The organism is Vibrio sp. T20 (assembly GCF_007858795.1).
Taxonomy (GTDB): domain Bacteria; phylum Pseudomonadota; class Gammaproteobacteria; order Enterobacterales; family Vibrionaceae; genus Vibrio; species Vibrio satsumensis.
In genome coordinates, this window is record NZ_VFEB01000120.1 from 1 (window position 1) to 15,234 (window position 15,234).

The 15,234-nt window shown below is 45.4% G+C and carries 13 protein-coding genes; 4 read left to right on the forward strand and 9 right to left on the reverse strand.

Features of this window, described 5'->3' with window-relative positions; translation table 11 throughout:
• Window positions 1-325: 325 nt before the first annotated feature.
• The 6 genes from fre to trxA all read right to left on the reverse strand — a co-directional run bounded on the left by fre (window position 326) and on the right by trxA (window position 6,159).
• Window positions 326-1,039 carry an NAD(P)H-flavin reductase gene (gene fre / locus FTW16_RS13425; protein WP_146491413.1) on the reverse strand — a complete coding sequence of 238 codons (714 nt, stop codon included), beginning with the start codon at window positions 1,037-1,039 and terminating at the stop codon, window positions 326-328.
• A gap of 20 nt (window positions 1,040-1,059) precedes the next feature.
• Window positions 1,060-1,329 carry a 2Fe-2S iron-sulfur cluster-binding protein gene (locus FTW16_RS13430; RefSeq protein ID WP_008224727.1) on the reverse strand — a complete coding sequence of 90 codons (270 nt, stop codon included), beginning with the start codon at window positions 1,327-1,329 and terminating at the stop codon, window positions 1,060-1,062.
• The gene (gene ubiD, locus FTW16_RS13435) at window positions 1,326-3,167 is read right to left on the reverse strand and encodes a 4-hydroxy-3-polyprenylbenzoate decarboxylase (RefSeq protein ID WP_146491414.1); all 1,842 of its coding nucleotides are present in this window, start codon (window positions 3,165-3,167) and stop codon (window positions 1,326-1,328) included. The genes FTW16_RS13430 and ubiD overlap by 4 nt, the downstream gene beginning before the upstream one ends.
• A 98-nt stretch (window positions 3,168-3,265) precedes the next feature.
• Complete coding sequence (locus FTW16_RS13440) at window positions 3,266-4,261, reverse strand: hypothetical protein (protein WP_146491415.1); 996 nt, start codon at window positions 4,259-4,261, stop codon at window positions 3,266-3,268.
• Window positions 4,262-4,372: 111 nt separating this feature from the next.
• Entirely contained in the window at window positions 4,373-5,632 is a 1,260-nt protein-coding gene (rho, locus tag FTW16_RS13445; RefSeq protein WP_017062978.1) for a transcription termination factor Rho, read from the reverse strand.
• A 200-nt stretch (window positions 5,633-5,832) separates the two neighbouring features.
• Entirely contained in the window at window positions 5,833-6,159 is a 327-nt protein-coding gene (trxA, locus tag FTW16_RS13450; RefSeq protein WP_010440700.1) for a thioredoxin TrxA, read from the reverse strand.
• Window positions 6,160-6,270: 111 nt separating this feature from the next.
• On the opposite strand from trxA, the gene rhlB reads away from it, so the two are divergent.
• Window positions 6,271-7,581 carry an ATP-dependent RNA helicase RhlB gene (gene rhlB / locus FTW16_RS13455; protein WP_048610414.1) on the forward strand — a complete coding sequence of 437 codons (1,311 nt, stop codon included), beginning with the start codon at window positions 6,271-6,273 and terminating at the stop codon, window positions 7,579-7,581.
• A 6-nt stretch (window positions 7,582-7,587) separates the two neighbouring features.
• On the forward strand, window positions 7,588-9,081 hold the full coding sequence (gene gppA / locus FTW16_RS13460; RefSeq protein ID WP_123285668.1) for a guanosine-5'-triphosphate,3'-diphosphate diphosphatase: 1,494 nt from the start codon (window positions 7,588-7,590) through the stop codon (window positions 9,079-9,081).
• Window positions 9,082-9,177: 96 nt separating this feature from the next.
• On the opposite strand, the gene FTW16_RS13465 is transcribed toward gppA, so the two are convergent.
• From FTW16_RS13465 to recQ, 3 genes are all read right to left on the reverse strand, one after another.
• A complete protein-coding gene (locus FTW16_RS13465; protein WP_048613244.1) occupies window positions 9,178-9,849 on the reverse strand; it encodes a 7-cyano-7-deazaguanine/7-aminomethyl-7-deazaguanine transporter in 672 nt (223 codons plus the stop codon).
• A 212-nt stretch (window positions 9,850-10,061) separates the two neighbouring features.
• Entirely contained in the window at window positions 10,062-10,373 is a 312-nt protein-coding gene (locus FTW16_RS13470; RefSeq protein WP_017061332.1) for a DUF3630 family protein, read from the reverse strand.
• A gap of 65 nt (window positions 10,374-10,438) precedes the next feature.
• On the reverse strand, window positions 10,439-12,277 hold the full coding sequence (recQ, locus tag FTW16_RS13475) for an ATP-dependent DNA helicase RecQ (RefSeq protein ID WP_146491416.1): 1,839 nt from the start codon (window positions 12,275-12,277) through the stop codon (window positions 10,439-10,441).
• A 179-nt stretch (window positions 12,278-12,456) separates the two neighbouring features.
• Here recQ and rarD point away from each other — a divergent pair, with 179 nt between their 5' ends.
• Both rarD and FTW16_RS13485 read left to right on the forward strand, forming a co-directional pair.
• Window positions 12,457-13,362, forward strand: coding sequence for an EamA family transporter RarD (gene rarD / locus FTW16_RS13480; RefSeq protein ID WP_146491417.1), 906 nt, complete (start codon window positions 12,457-12,459; stop codon window positions 13,360-13,362).
• 366 nt (window positions 13,363-13,728) lie between these two features.
• A complete protein-coding gene (locus FTW16_RS13485) occupies window positions 13,729-15,231 on the forward strand; it encodes a DUF1800 family protein (RefSeq protein ID WP_146491418.1) in 1,503 nt (500 codons plus the stop codon).
• The last annotated feature ends 3 nt before the right edge of the window (window positions 15,232-15,234 follow it).

A 15,234-nucleotide genomic window follows, 5' to 3' on the forward strand; every position in this document is an offset into this window, starting at 1 on the left:
GTTTAAATTGTTAAAGAGCTTAACTTCTTGAGCGTTCCTTTTAAATAAGGGACCTCTCGAAGTGGACGGTCATTCTAGCGAATTAACATTCAGTGTCAAACACTTTTTGAAAATTAATTTTTTGTCGCTTTCCGTCTTACTGATTCTTGCTGAAGCCTTGTGGCGTCTGCCGTCTCAGTGGTGTCGCATTATAGGGAACCCTCTCAGCTTAGCAACTACTTTTTCATAAAAAATGAATAAATAGGGGTTAACTGCCTAATAGTTCACCTAAACGTAAAAAAGAGAGCATTTCTGCTCTCTTTTTGCTCAAAACCTAAGGGTATTGTTAGATAAATGCGTAAGCATCTGCGTACATATGGTCACGCTTTGCTTCTTTATTCTGAGTAAATAGGTCTCTTGCAGCGCCCGCCATTTCAAAACGACCTGCAATATAGATATCGAAATCAGCTAATGATTCGAAACTTTCCGTAATAGCCTCAAGCACATTACCAGTTTGACCGTGCCAAACTTCCGGTGCTTCTTCTACTACCGGTACAAAGTGCACATTGCTATGCTTTTCTGCAATGCCAACCAGCTCTTCTTTCGCATATAACTGGCACTCATCTTTTGCGCCCCAGTATAGGTAGATCTCTTTCGAGCTATTTTGCGCGATGCAGTGATCAAGAATAGAGCGCACGTAGCTGAAACCCGTGCCACCAGCAATAAGTAATAAAGGGCGATCGCTTTCTTCTTTGATCCAAGCATCTCCGTGTGGAGCATCAATAGCAATATCGCCATCTTCAGCTTGTGCCTTCTTCATCGCTTCAACCACTTCTAGTGCGTAAGCATTATGCTCGGCAGCACCAATATGTAGCTCAAGCTCACCTTCGTGGCGGCAAGGGCTACTTGCGATAGAGAATGGGCGCTTATCTTTCTCGCCCATTTCAACCATCAGGTACTGGCCCGCTTTAAAAGCGACCGGTGTTTCTGGGTGAAGTAGGATTTGGTAAGTATTACAAGCCAAAGGCTCGATAGACTTCACTTTACATTTAATAGTCATGTTCTTCCTCTTACTAACCCTTAATCGGCAAAGGTTAGAACTAAATTACTTTCTGCAAATGCTTGGCAAGCAAAAATCCAGCCTTGTTGCTGCTCTTTCTCTGTGAGCATGGGTTCAAGGTGGTAACTCACTTGCCCTTCTAATTTTTTGCACATACACATTGCGCATGCGCCAACTTGGCAACGGTTTGGGAAATAGATATCGCTGTTGAGCGCAGCATCCAAGACCGTTTGCCCTTTTTCTACTGTGAAACTGATGTTTTCTGGGTATAAGACTACTTGGTAGCTCATGAAATTCCTAGCTGTTCCCAGATGCTATCAATCTTTTTCACAACATCAGGATCTTTTGTGATTGGTACACCCCACTCACGCAAGCATTCACCTTCCCACTTATTGGTCGCATCGAGGCCCATTTTTGAGTGTCCAGTTTCATTCTGTAGGAATAACGTATCTCTGGCCGGATCCATTCTTGTCGTTACCGCCCAAATGATGTCATTCCAATCACTCACATTGACATCGCCGTCACACACGATAACAAACTTGTTCTCATCAAATTGAGACCAAACCGCTTCCATGATTTTCTTGCCATTACCGGCTGCTTGCTTATCAATACACACCACAATCATGCTGGCATTGTCGTTTTGCAGGTGAATATCAATAATTTCAGGGTGAGCCTTGGTTAGCTCAGCCAAGCTACCCTCTATATATTCACTATTTACAGGTGCTGCTTGGACATCTGGCGATAGCGCTAACTCTGCGTCCCACTTCTTAGTGATATCTAGGCCCATCTTAGAACCTAACCCAACCACGGGTGAGGCAAAATCCAATGAATCGATCGGCGTGTTCTCTATCATCAGGCTATCGCGTGACGGATCCATATGTTCGCACATCGCTGCGGTTACTTGAGACCAATCGCGTGCATTCACATCTTCATCGCACACCAATACAAATTTGGTGTACATGAATTGGCGTAAGAAAGACCATACACCCATCATCACTCGCTTAGCGTGACCTGGGTATTGCTTCTTCATGGTCACTACTGCCATTCGGTACGAACAACCTTCAGGCGGTAGATAGAAATCTTCAATCTCTGGGAACTGCTTTTGAAGAATAGGAACAAACACTTCATTTAGCGCAACCCCCAATACCGCAGGCTCATCCGGTGGACGGCCAGTATAGGTGCTGTGATAGATCGGGTTCTCGCGCATGGTTACATGAGTAATAGTAAACACATGGTGCTTTTCTTTCTCGTTGTAGTAACCAGTATGGTCTCCGTAAGGCCCTTCATCCGCAAATTCATTCGGGTCGATGTAACCTTCCATCACGATTTCCGCACTTGCAGGAACCTCTAAGTCGTTGCTGATTGATTTAACGACCTCAGTTTTACTACCACGTAGTAAGCCTGCAAACGCGTACTCAGATAAAGTATCCGGAACTGGCGTAACCGCACCAAGAATGGTAGCTGGGTCGGCACCAAACGCTACCGATACCGGAAATGGTTTACCAGGGTTGGTTTCCATCCAATCGCGCAAATCCAGCGCTCCACCACGGTGGGCTAACCAACGCATGATGATTTTATTCTTACCGATTTTTTGCTGGCGATAGATGCCTAAGTTTTGGCGTTTCTTGTTTGGACCACGAGTAACCGTTAAACCCCATGTTAGTAATGGTGCGACATCGTCAGCCCAACAGCTCATCACCGGAATTTTATCTAGGTCGACGTCATCGCCTTGCCATACCACTTGTTGGCAAGCCGCTTTGCGAAGGCGTTTAGCCGGCATGTTTAAGACTTGCTTAAACACGGGCAGTTTATCAAGAGCGTCTTTAAAGCCTTTTGGTGGCTCTGGTTCTTTTAGGTAAGCAAGCAACTTGCCCACTTCACGCAGCTCTTTGACTTCCTGACGCCCCATACCAATAGCAACCCGGTTAGGTGTACCAAATAGGTTGGTCAAAACAGGCATGTCATAGCCTACTGGGTTTTCAAACAATAGAGCCGGGCCACCAGCACGTAGAGTACGGTCGCTAATCTCGGTCATTTCGTAGTCTGGATCGACTGGGTGAGAAATGCGTTTCAACTGACCAATACTTTCAAGATGGTCGATAAAATCACGTAAATCTTTAAAACTCATAGGGCTTCTACATGCTGATTATTCTGCGCTCAGTATATCAAAAAGGGTGACGCTGAGATCCCCCTTTTTAGTGTGGTTATTGAAAGGCAAAATCCACTTTACGGTAATGCTTGCTCGATCAAAGAGCTCTTCACCTGAGGGTTATCATTGACGAGATCTTGCAACCATCGCGTATGACCTTGTTTGGCAAGTTCACGCGCGACTAAAGGCGCTTCATCGGCAATCGCCATCCTAGAGACAAGAAACTGCTTCACCTCTTCTGATAACGGGTTAACCTTGGTAAGCAAAGTAATCGCTTCATCTTTCAAACGCGGGTTTTTGGTCGCCGCCATCACCTGTTCAAGTGCAAACGTTTGTTTGGTTCCAGCAAGGCGCACTAGCTCAGCTTGGCTATGATAATCGGCCTTCATTCTCCATAGAATTTTGTAGACCTCTGGGTCTTCGCTCACTTGCGCTAATCGAACCACCACCTCAGTAGAAGGTAACCAACTAACAATAGAAGATGCAGTGAGCTGCTTAGTTAGGTAATCAACCGCTTCAGGAGACAAACTGTCTAACTCTCTGATGAGCAGCGCTTCTCGCGTTTGAACTTGATGTTCAGATCCAGATAACCACTCTTTTAGGTCGAGTTCCTGCTTCTCTGCATCTAGTACAAACACCAGTGTCTTCTGATCTTGACGCCACTGTTTGATGAGACGATTAGCTATTGAAGGATAATTAAAGGCAGGTACCGTAAACTCGTAGCCATCTCCACGCTCTAATACTTGATAAGTGGGCGTGATAGCGAGTTGCTGCTCGACGAAGATGGACATCTTAGGTGTGAGTACGGTTTTTTGCTGTTCGAGCTTCTTCAAGAGTTGGTAACGAGCCACCTCTTGTTGGGGAAATGTCAGGCGCTCAAGTGCAAAACGTAGCGAATTGACTTCGTCACGTACGACAAGCTCGAGTAGTTCAGCAGTTTTCAGTTTTACTTGATCATTCTCAAGCCAAGACTCTACTGTAAATGGAGACATCTCGGTGGCATAGCTCATACCAACCGGTGAAAATAACAGTGAAGTAGACAGGAGTAATGATGACAACAGTCCATGTTGCATTTTAACTTCCTTGTAACACTTTTGATCATTCTGCAAGCTGTCGCTACAAAATGCAAATAAAAAGCGCCACCCGAAGGCAGCGCTTATTAAATAACGATCAGCTAATCAATATTACTGACGACGCATTGCGTCAAAGAACTCATCGTTCGTTTTGGTCATTGCTAGCTTATCGATAAGGAATTCCATTGCGTCGATTTCGCCCATTGGGTGAACAATCTTACGCAGAATCCACATCTTCTGTAGTTCATCGTTCTTCGTAAGAAGCTCTTCACGACGAGTACCAGAGCGGTTGAAATCAATCGCTGGGAATACGCGCTTTTCCGCAATCTTACGGTTAAGGTGCAGTTCCATGTTACCTGTGCCTTTGAATTCTTCGTAGATAACTTCATCCATCTTAGAACCAGTATCAACCAGTGCTGTAGCGATGATAGTTAAGCTACCGCCTTCTTCTACGTTACGTGCCGCACCGAAGAAACGCTTAGGACGGTGAAGTGCATTTGCGTCAACACCACCGGTAAGAACTTTACCTGATGACGGAATCACGGTGTTGTAAGCACGAGCTAGACGAGTAATAGAATCCAGAAGGATAACTACGTCTTTTTTGTGTTCAACAAGGCGTTTTGCTTTCTCGATAACCATTTCTGCTACTTGTACGTGGCGAGATGCTGGCTCATCGAATGTTGAAGCAACTACTTCACCTTTAACTAGGCGCTGCATTTCTGTTACTTCTTCAGGACGCTCATCGATAAGTAGAACCATTAGTTCACACTCAGGATGGTTACGAGCAATACTTTGTGCAATGTTTTGCAGAAGCATTGTCTTACCCGCTTTAGGCGGAGCAACAATCAGACCACGCTGACCTTTACCAATTGGAGATGCAAGATCAAGAATACGAGCCGTAATATCTTCAGTCGCACCATTACCCGCTTCCATCACCATACGTTCGTTAGCGTGAAGAGGAGTAAGGTTTTCGAAAAGAATCTTGTTACGAGCGTTGTCTGGCTTGTCGTAGTTAACCGTGTTCACTTTAAGCAGTGCAAAGTAACGCTCACCATCTTTAGGTGGACGGATTTTACCGCCAATAGAGTCACCAGTGCGAAGGTTAAAACGACGAATTTGGCTTGGCGATACGTAAATGTCGTCAGGGCCAGCTAGGTATGAGCTGTCTGCACTACGTAGGAAACCAAAGCCGTCTTGAAGAATTTCTAGAACACCATCACCAAAGATGTCCTCACCACTTTTTGCATGCGCTTTAAGGATGGAGAAGATAATGTCTTGTTTTCTTAGGCGAGCTTGATTTTCAAGACCTAAGCTTTCGCTAAGTTTAACAAGCTCAGACACAGGTCTGTTCTTCAGTTCAGTAAGATTCATAGTGGTGGAAGTTTGTTTAGTCAAAATAGGATCTGTTTTCTTAAGTTAAGAAGGATTTGGTCACAGGATCGACCAAGAAGAGAAATTCGTTCAATTAACGTGCGATAAATTAGCACTAAAACTAAGACTAGTCCATAGCTTAGAAAAAACAAAACCGCGCATTTGTTAACTGCACGGTTTCTTTTCAAATGCTGACCCGATTAAAGGTTAGCGTCTAAGAACTCTTTAAGTTGAGTTTTAGACAATGCACCAACTTTAGTCGCTGCTACGCCGCCATCTTTGAAAAGAAGTAGCGTTGGAATGCCGCGAATACCAAATTTTGGTGGAGTACCAGCATTTTGGTCGATATTTAATTTACCGATAGTGAGCTTACCTTCGTACTCGTCTGCGATTTCATCAAGAATCGGCGCAATCATTTTACATGGACCACACCATTCTGCCCAAAAATCAACAAGAACAGGGCCTGCAGCGTTGATTACATCGTTATCAAAACCGTCATCAGTTAGCTGCAAAATCTTATCACTCATCTTCCACTCCAATGTATTTTTTAGAACTGGTTGGATGATAACCAGTAAATAGATGCCCTATTGGAATGTATTTACTTTCGTATTGCAAGCTTAAGCTGATATTCTATAGCAATGAAAAAGACGCATATCACAGAGCAAAAGTTCGCCGACTTGGATTTACTTCCGCAAGTCATTGAAGGATTGGAGAAAAAAGGGTTCGATTATTGTACCCCTATTCAAGCCTTGGCGCTCCCGGTACTGCTCACCGGCCAAGACATTGCAGGCCAGGCCCAAACGGGTACTGGTAAAACGCTTGCGTTTCTTACTGCTACTTTTAACCACCTGCTAAAAACACCTGAGCATGAAGGGCGTAAGCCTAACCAGCCACGTGCGATTATTATGGCACCAACGCGTGAACTCGCGATTCAGATCTACAACGATGCTGACTCTCTGGTTGAAAGCACAGGTATCAAGGCAGCACTTGCTTACGGTGGCGAAAGCTACGACAAGCAACTAGGTAAGATCGAAGAAGGCGCAGATATCTTAATTGGTACGACTGGCCGCATCATCGATTTCTACAAGCAAAAGGTATTTAACCTTAACCACATTCAAGCCGTTGTTCTTGACGAAGCTGATCGCATGTTCGATCTTGGTTTCATCAAAGACATCCGCTTCTTATTTCGCCGTATGCCTGAGCCAAAAGATCGTCTGAACATGCTGTTCTCTGCGACATTGTCTTACCGCGTACAGGAGCTAGCGTTCGAACACATGCACAACCCAGAGCATGTTGTTGTTGAGCCAGAGCGTAAAACAGGTCACCGTATTCAGGAAGAGCTGTTCTACCCGTCAAACGAACACAAAATGGCACTTCTGCAGACGCTAGTTGAAGAAGAGTGGCCTGAACGCGCTATCATCTTCGCTAACACTAAGCACAAGTGTGAGTCTGTTTGGGGTCACCTAGCTGCAGATGGTCACCGTGTTGGCCTGCTAACTGGCGATGTTCCTCAAAAGAAACGTGAAAAGATTCTTGAGCAATTCACTAAAGGTGATGTTGACCTGCTTGTCGCAACCGACGTTGCAGCACGTGGCCTACACATTCCTCAAGTAACACACGTATTCAACTTCGATCTACCTGATGACTGTGAAGATTACGTTCACCGTATCGGCCGTACCGGTCGTGCTGGTGCAAGTGGTCACTCAATCAGCTTTGCTTGTGAAGATTACGCAATCAACTTGCCACCAATCGAAGAATACATTGAGCACGCTATCCCTGTGTCTGACTACGATGCTTCTGCACTGCTAGAAGATCTACCAGCACCATTGCGTTTACGCACACGTAACCCGCAACAACGCCGCTCAAATAACAATGGCCCACGCAACGGCAACCGTAAACCAAACCAGAACCGTCGCCCACGCCAACCGCGTCATAACAAGGAAGCTTAGTCGCTTATGAGTCAAACAGTGTCACCACCGCTTTACGCTGCAATCGACCTCGGGTCGAACAGTTTTCATATGCTCGTTGTGCGTCATATCGATGGCAGCGTACAAACCATGGCTAAAATTAAGCGCAAAGTGCGTTTAGCTGCAGGCTTAGATGAAAATAATGCGCTTAGTACAGAAGCCATGCAGCGCGGTTGGGACTGTTTGAGTCTCTTTGCAGAGCGACTGCAAGATATTCCAAAAGAAAATATCCGCATTGTCGGTACAGCGACCCTACGTACCGCTATCAATGTGGATATCTTTCTTGAGAAAGCGAACCAGATCCTTGGTTACGACATCAATGTTATCTCCGGTGAAGAAGAGGCTGCGACTATCTATAAAGGCGTAGCACACACTTCTGGTGGCAGTGGCCGCCGGCTGGTTGTTGATATTGGTGGCGCAAGCACCGAGATGATCATTGGTGAAGGCTTCTCAGCGAAAGCACTAACCAGCCTAAAGATGGGCTGTGTTACTTGGCTTGAACGCCACTTTAAAGATCGCCAATTAACCGCAACCAACTTTAACAACGCTATTGAAGCGGCGAAGTCGACGTTGGCTCCTATCCTCGATAGCTACACTGATATCGGATGGGATGTGTGTGTGGGCGCCAGTGGTACCGTTCAGGCACTACAAGAAATCATGTTGGCTCAAGGCATGGATGAAGTAATTACTCATGCCAAACTTAAGCGCCTACAGAAACAAGCGATGATTACTGAGCGCTTGGAAGAGCTAGAAATTGAAGGACTGACTCTTGAACGCGCATTGGTGTTCCCGAGTGGACTTTCAATTCTTATTGCTATTTTTGAGCTGCTTGAAATTGATTCAATGACACTCGCAGGCGGTGCACTCCGTGAAGGCCTAGCCTACGAGATGGTTGATGAGTTGCGCCAAGAAGACATTCGTGCACGTACCATTAAGAGTGTTCAATCACGCTACCAAATGGACGTAAGCTACGGTGAACAAGTTGCTGTAGTCGCACAAACGCTGCTAGAGCAAGCAGGCGCCGAAGCGTGGGTTTCAGAACCTCAAGCTGGTGTGCTACTGCAAACGGCAGCTAAACTTCATGAGATTGGTTTAACCATCGATTTCAAAAAAGGCGGTGAGCACAGCGCATACCTACTGCAGAACTTAGACCTACCAGGCTTTACTCGAGCGCAAAAGCACTACTTGGGTGAGTTAACTCGTCGCTACCGTGAACAGTTAACCTCATTACCAGAGCAGCACGCTATCTCAGGCACCAGCAGCAAGCGTATTTTACGTATTTTGCGTTTAGCTATTTTGTTGACTCACCGTCGCAATCCAGCACTAGAGCCTGAGTTTAAGCTTGCAACCGATGGTAACAATCTGACCTTGACGCTTTCTAAGCAATGGCTAGCAGACAACCCGCTGACCGCTGCTGAGCTAGAGATCGAGTCGAATAGACAAACCGATATTGGCTGGCCATTGAATATTGAATGCCTCTGATATTAGTACCTGACGCTAGGAATTAAAAAAGCCCAAGTTAGTAGACTAACTTGGGCTTTTTCTTATCTTTGCATTAATGCGTTTCTAATCTGATCCTTAAACGTTCACGCCTGTCGCTTTAAAGTCAGGGTTCACAGCCGTTAGCTTTCTAACAATGTAGTTCAGAAGCACGCCGTACATAGGCACGAATAAACCTAAGCTGATGATAAGTTTGAATCCGTAATCGACTAAGGCAATCTCAGTCCAATGCTCGGCCATGAATGGATCTGGGCTTTGGTAGAAAGCAATCGCAAAGAACGCGATGGTATCAATAGCATTACCGAATAACGTTGAGCATGTTGGGGCAACCCACCATTGTTTAAGCTGACGTAGGCGGTTAAAAACATGCACATCCAAGATCTGACCAAGCAAGTAAGCCATGAAGCTCGCCGCGGCGATACGTGCAACAAACAGGTTGAACTCGCCTAGTTGGCTAAACCCTTGGAATGAACCTTCAAAGAATACCACTGACAAGAAATAAGAAACGGCCAGTGCAGGTAGCATCACTAAGAAAATGATTTTACGAGCAAGCTGCGCGCCAAAAATGCGTACGGTCAGATCGGTCGCTAGGAAGATAAACGGGAAAGTGAAAGCACCCCAAGTGGTGTGCATACCGAAAACGGTAAAAGGTAGCTGAACCAGATAGTTGCTTGATGCAATAATGACTAAATGGAACAAAACTAATAATGCTAGGGCTTTGCGCTGTTGCGCAGGGGTAAAGTTACTCATGCTGTACCTTTTTAGTTTGGTTTGGGGGTGAGGGAACCCAAATCGAGTCATTTCTTCGAATAATCTAAGAAAGCTCTTACCAATAATGTGAATTAAAAAATGTATCAAAAAATTGCTCTACTGAGCGGCGGGCGATTATACATTAATCAATATTGGCTGCAACGGTGAGAACAGACGCAAACGTTTATTCTCACTTTTATTGGTGAGCGAAGTTAAAAACCGCGTTTGAAAAGCGTCGCGAGATAATCAAACTCTTCTCGGCTTTCTTCAGCGTTTAGCGACTCAAACCAGATTGATTCACTGTAATGTTCAGACTTTAAAAACATCCGACAATCTTCAAAATCAATCAACCAAGAGTGCATGTCAGCGTCCCATTGTTTTTCAACCACAGAAGCGGACAGTAACGCCACCAACTTTTCACCTAACACTTCATAAGAATCAAAATCAAAACTTGGAGACGTAATCAATAAACGCCCTTCCTCAGCTAAATACTCTCTTAAGCCAAATTCTGTTTGTGTTGTCATGTCCCTATCAACCTTATTCTTTTTCTATGACCTAGTCGTTTTTAGAAGTTAAATGATTCTGCAAACTAACCGTGTGTAGTGATGTGTTCTTGAATCAAATCTAAGAATGGATCTGCGTACTTATCGAGTTTACGCTGACCAACACCGTTAACCGCCAACATCTCACCGTATGAGGTTGGCAGTACTTCGGCCATATCAATCAGAGTCGCGTCACTGAATACCACATAAGGTGGCAAACCATCTTCATCAGCAATCGACTTACGCAGCTTACGCAGTTTGGCAAACAGCTTCTTATCGTAATTCTTGCTACTCAGTTTATCGGACTTAGCATTGCGCACTGCCGTGTCTAAACGAGGCACTGCCAGCTCCAAAGACATCTCACCACGCAGTAGCGGACGGGCTTCTTCTGTTAACTGTAACGTCGAGTTACGGGTGATATTCTGGAACAACAAGCCCTTGTGAATTAACTGACGGAAGATACTGATCCAGTAGTCGTGGCTGTGATCGCGGCCAATGCCGTAAGTAGACAGCTTGTCATGACCATTATCGCGGACACGGATGTTCTGCATACCGCGCATCACTTCAACCACATAGCCCATACCAAACGACTGATTCACACGGTACACACAAGACAATGCCTTCTGCGCCTCTTGGGTCGCATCAAAATGCTTAGGTGGGTCGAGACAGATATCGCAGTTGCCACATTGCTTCTCACGATATTCACCAAAGTAGTTAAGCAGAACCTGACGACGACAGGTTTGTGCTTCAGCAAAGGCACTCATCGCGTTCAGCTTGTGCATCTCAACTTGTTTTTGCGGGCCTTCTTCTTTCTCATCCAACATACGACGCAGCCAACCCATATCAGCAGGGTCAAACAGCATCATGGCTTCAGCAGGCAAGCCATCACGACCAGCACGGCCAGTCTCTTGATAGTAAGACTCAATGTTGCGTGGAATATCAAAGTGCACCACAAAGCGAACGTTGGGTTTGTTGATACCCATACCAAACGCCACGGTTGCAACAACGATCTGGATATCATCACGTTGGAAGGCTTCTTGAACGTAAGCGCGCTCATCGGTGTCCATGCCTGCGTGATAACCCGCAGCACGAATACCGTTGTTACACAGCTTCTCGGTCACCATTTCTACTTTCTTACGACTACCACAGTAGATGATGCCGCAATTGCCCTTTTGTGTTTCTAAGTAGCGAACCACCTGTGACACGGGCTTATGCTTCTCAACTAGGTTATAGCGAATGTTAGGACGGTCAAAACTACCCAAGTAGGTATGTGGATCCACCAGCTGCAGGCGCGAGATAATATCTTTACGTGTTGCATCGTCAGCGGTTGCCGTCAGCGCCATATATGGCACATGCGGGAAATACTGTTTAAGTTGACCTAATGATGCGTACTCAGGGCGAAAGTCGTGACCCCATTGAGAGATACAGTGCGCCTCATCCACCGCAATCATCGAAAGCGGTAAACCTTGAAGACGTTCGATAAAGTCGCGCATCAACACACGCTCTGGCGACACATAAACCATCTTCAATTGGCCCGAATTCATGCGATTGAACACACTCATCAGTTGGTCTCGTGGCATTGAAGAGTTAATGCACTCAGCCGCAACACCGTTCGCCTTCAATTGATCGACCTGGTCTTTCATAAGAGAGATCAACGGTGAGATAACCAGAGTGAGCCCTTCACGAACCAAAGCAGGAATCTGGTAACACAGTGATTTACCACCACCGGTTGGCATAATCACCAAGCTGTCTCGGCCTTCAACGGCCAGGTCAATGACCTCTTGCTGACCATCGCGAAAGCTTTGATAACCAAACACATCTTGTAAGATGGTTTGCGCATCATTCGCGGGAGTTGGTATTTGCTCAGCAATCAGAGTGGCGGTCATTGTGGTTCCTAATCGAGGTATGAAATCAGCAAGCATCTTCGGCAAGCAAGTCGCACATTGTAGAGGGGAACGCTGGCGAATTAAACCGCAAATTGTTAGGTGAAAAGGGTTATCGCTCCTATACTGACCAACTCTCTTATAAATCTTATTAATAAGCACTCTGTGCTAGAGAAAGATGCATGACTCCAGAAGAACAACAACGTACGCGCCAAGGTATTTTGCTTGCTATCGGTGCTTACACCATGTGGGGTATCGCCCCTATATATTTCAAATCTTTAAGTGACGTTTCCCCGTTAGAGATCCTTAGCCACCGTGTAGTATGGTCTTTTTTCCTACTCGCTTTTTTACTACACATTGGCCGCAGCTGGCGTAAAGTGCGCGACACCTTGACATCAAAACCAAAAATGCTCTATTTGGTAGCGACCTCTACTTTAGTGGGTGCCAACTGGCTGATCTTTATCTGGGCGGTCAACTCCAATCACATGCTTGATGCCAGTTTGGGGTATTACATCAACCCGCTAATTAACGTGTTGCTCGGTATGCTCTTCCTAGGCGAACGCTTGCGTAAACTACAATGGTTTGCGGTTGGTCTGGCTGCCATTGGTGTATTAGTCCAACTGATTGCATTTGGCTCAGTGCCGATCGTCGCCATTGCCCTAGCCTTCAGCTTTGGTTTTTATGGTTTGCTACGTAAGAAAGTCAGCTTAGAAGCGCAAACGGGGTTGTTCATTGAAACTCTGGTGATGCTACCTCTCGCAGCTACCTACTTACTGTTTATTGCTGATAGCCCAACTTCAGACTTATCGATGAACCCGATGCAACTCAACCTATTACTGGTTGCAGCAGGTGTTATTACAACCATTCCACTACTGTGTTTTACTGGCGCTGCAACTCGCTTGAAGCTATCGACACTCGGTTTCTTCCAGTACATCGGCCCAAGTTTGATGCTACTGCTGGCCGTGCTGATTTATGGAGAAGCATTCACCCAAGATAAAGTAGTCACCTTCGCCTTTATCTGGGGCGCGCTGCTTGTCTTTACCTTTGATGCGTATCGAGCGAATAAAAAGAGTAAAAGGCAGCTCTAACCTCAAGTGTATAATCAACCTAAACATCAACTCAGAGCTTGGGGATCACGCCAAGCTCTCCCCCCTTTAGCTATAAACCCTGCTACAACCCATTCACCACAGATGACTCAAAGTAACTCCAAGTGACATTCATAGAACTGATCTATCCAATAAATTCATACATTTAGATGGCATTCCACTTCAACATTTCAATATGCAACACCGAGCATTTCATCGGAGTTTTCACACAGGTTCACACTCTCGGGAAGCCCTCAACTTCTAACTAGATTCATCTCCTTTTAGCAACTAACTCTTAATACACCCGAAATATAAATGGAAACCAGCTATTCATTTTCTGGGGACCACTATTTGGCTAGAGGAAATCATATGGATAACTTAACTCACCAACAGGCTTCTCGATTCTTAGACTTGGCAACCATGGGTGTTCGTCAATCCGAGCTAAATGCGTTTAAAGAACAAGACAATCGCTCTTATTGGATAGATCAACAAATCGGCACACCACATATGCGCCACCTTGATCGTACTTATCACCAAGCAAATCGTAGAAATCTCAGTAACCCAAATCAAGATTGCCGTGTCGGCGCATGGTTTGATATTGCATTATGGGACGAGGCGCAGCTTCGTCAACGCGTGGCCTTTGCACTAAGCCAAATATTTGTAGTCAGTGAAAAAGACGCCAATCTCGCCACCGATCCAGAAGCGTTAGCAAACTACTATGACTTGCTTGCCGACAATGCCTTTGAATCATTTGCTACGCTACTTAAGCGCATCACTCTCTCTCCTGCTATGGGACAGTATCTCACCATGAATGGTAATAAACCGGAAAGCGTGACCGGACAAGCACCCGATCAGAACTACGCCAGAGAAGTCATGCAACTTTTTACCATTGGGCTTTATGAGTTAAACCAAGATGGAACTCAAGCCACTTACCCGGATGGTAGCGTTATCGAGACGTATGATGATGTCGATGTTGAAGGAGCTGCAAGAGTCTTTACCGGTTGGGATATCACCAATAACAACACGCTTGAGCCCATGACAGCAGACAACTCACTGCATGACATGGATGAAAAATGGGTACTTGGTCAGTATTACCCTCCCGGCCAAACTGCTGAAGAAGATCTTGACCAATTTATTGCCCAAATAACCACCCATGCCAATGTCGCGCCTTTTATTTCAATAATGCTGATTAAACAGTTAACGACCTCCAACCCAACTCAAGCGTACGTTTCTCGCGTATCCGCTGAATTTATTAATTCAGGTGGAAATTTAGGCTCAGTGATCAAAGCAATTTTAACCGATTCAGAGTTACTCAAAACCAGTGATATCAATGTCACCAAAGTCAGAGAGCCTATCCTAGCGATGACTTATCTCTATAGAGCAATGGAAGCGTACGTAGGTGGCAGCGGAGATATTGTTTATGACCCAATGAACTATAAAGAAAGCTTTAATCAGTACCCACTTGGGTCTAATTCGGTATTTAATTTTTATCAGCCGAGTCACAGCCCACAAGGCGCGCTTGCAGATGCAGGCCTAACCGCACCCGAGCTAGAGATTATTGACTGGAATCAACTGATCGACATGAACAACATCTTCTATCGAACCTTACTGGATTTCGGTCAAAATCGAGGCAACAGCAGTAACGGTAAAGAGCTGTATATTGCCCCAACTGACTTAGAGGGTATGGCGAGAGCAGAAAGCAAAGACGAGCTACTACAAGCAATCAACCTGAGAATTTTAAATGGTCAAGCATCCCAAGAAGTCACCGCTCTTCTAACCGCTGTCTATAACGGACACGGCAATAAATATTACGCAGTACCCAAGATGCTGTTCATGGCGTTCATTTCACCCGATTTCATGGTTCAGGAGTAGATT

Excerpts from the sequence above, each read along its gene's own strand:
- FTW16_RS13485 (WP_146491418.1), top strand. The coding sequence starts at position 13,729 with ATGGATAACTTAACTCACCAACAGGCTTCTCGATTCTTAGACTTGGCA.
- rho (WP_017062978.1), bottom strand. The coding sequence starts at position 5,632 with ATGAATCTTACTGAACTGAAGAACAGACCTGTGTCTGAGCTTGTTAAA.
- FTW16_RS13430 (WP_008224727.1), bottom strand. The coding sequence starts at position 1,329 with ATGAGCTACCAAGTAGTCTTATACCCAGAAAACATCAGTTTCACAGTA.
- rhlB (WP_048610414.1), top strand. The coding sequence starts at position 6,271 with ATGAAAAAGACGCATATCACAGAGCAAAAGTTCGCCGACTTGGATTTA.
- rarD (WP_146491417.1), top strand. The coding sequence starts at position 12,457 with ATGACTCCAGAAGAACAACAACGTACGCGCCAAGGTATTTTGCTTGCT.
- ubiD (WP_146491414.1), bottom strand. The coding sequence starts at position 3,167 with ATGAGTTTTAAAGATTTACGTGATTTTATCGACCATCTTGAAAGTATT.
- gppA (WP_123285668.1), top strand. The coding sequence starts at position 7,588 with ATGAGTCAAACAGTGTCACCACCGCTTTACGCTGCAATCGACCTCGGG.
- FTW16_RS13465 (WP_048613244.1), bottom strand. The coding sequence starts at position 9,849 with ATGAGTAACTTTACCCCTGCGCAACAGCGCAAAGCCCTAGCATTATTA.
- FTW16_RS13440 (WP_146491415.1), bottom strand. The coding sequence starts at position 4,261 with ATGCAACATGGACTGTTGTCATCATTACTCCTGTCTACTTCACTGTTA.
- recQ (WP_146491416.1), bottom strand. The coding sequence starts at position 12,277 with ATGACCGCCACTCTGATTGCTGAGCAAATACCAACTCCCGCGAATGAT.
- fre (WP_146491413.1), bottom strand. The coding sequence starts at position 1,039 with ATGACTATTAAATGTAAAGTGAAGTCTATCGAGCCTTTGGCTTGTAAT.
- trxA (WP_010440700.1), bottom strand. The coding sequence starts at position 6,159 with ATGAGTGATAAGATTTTGCAGCTAACTGATGACGGTTTTGATAACGAT.
- FTW16_RS13470 (WP_017061332.1), bottom strand. The coding sequence starts at position 10,373 with ATGACAACACAAACAGAATTTGGCTTAAGAGAGTATTTAGCTGAGGAA.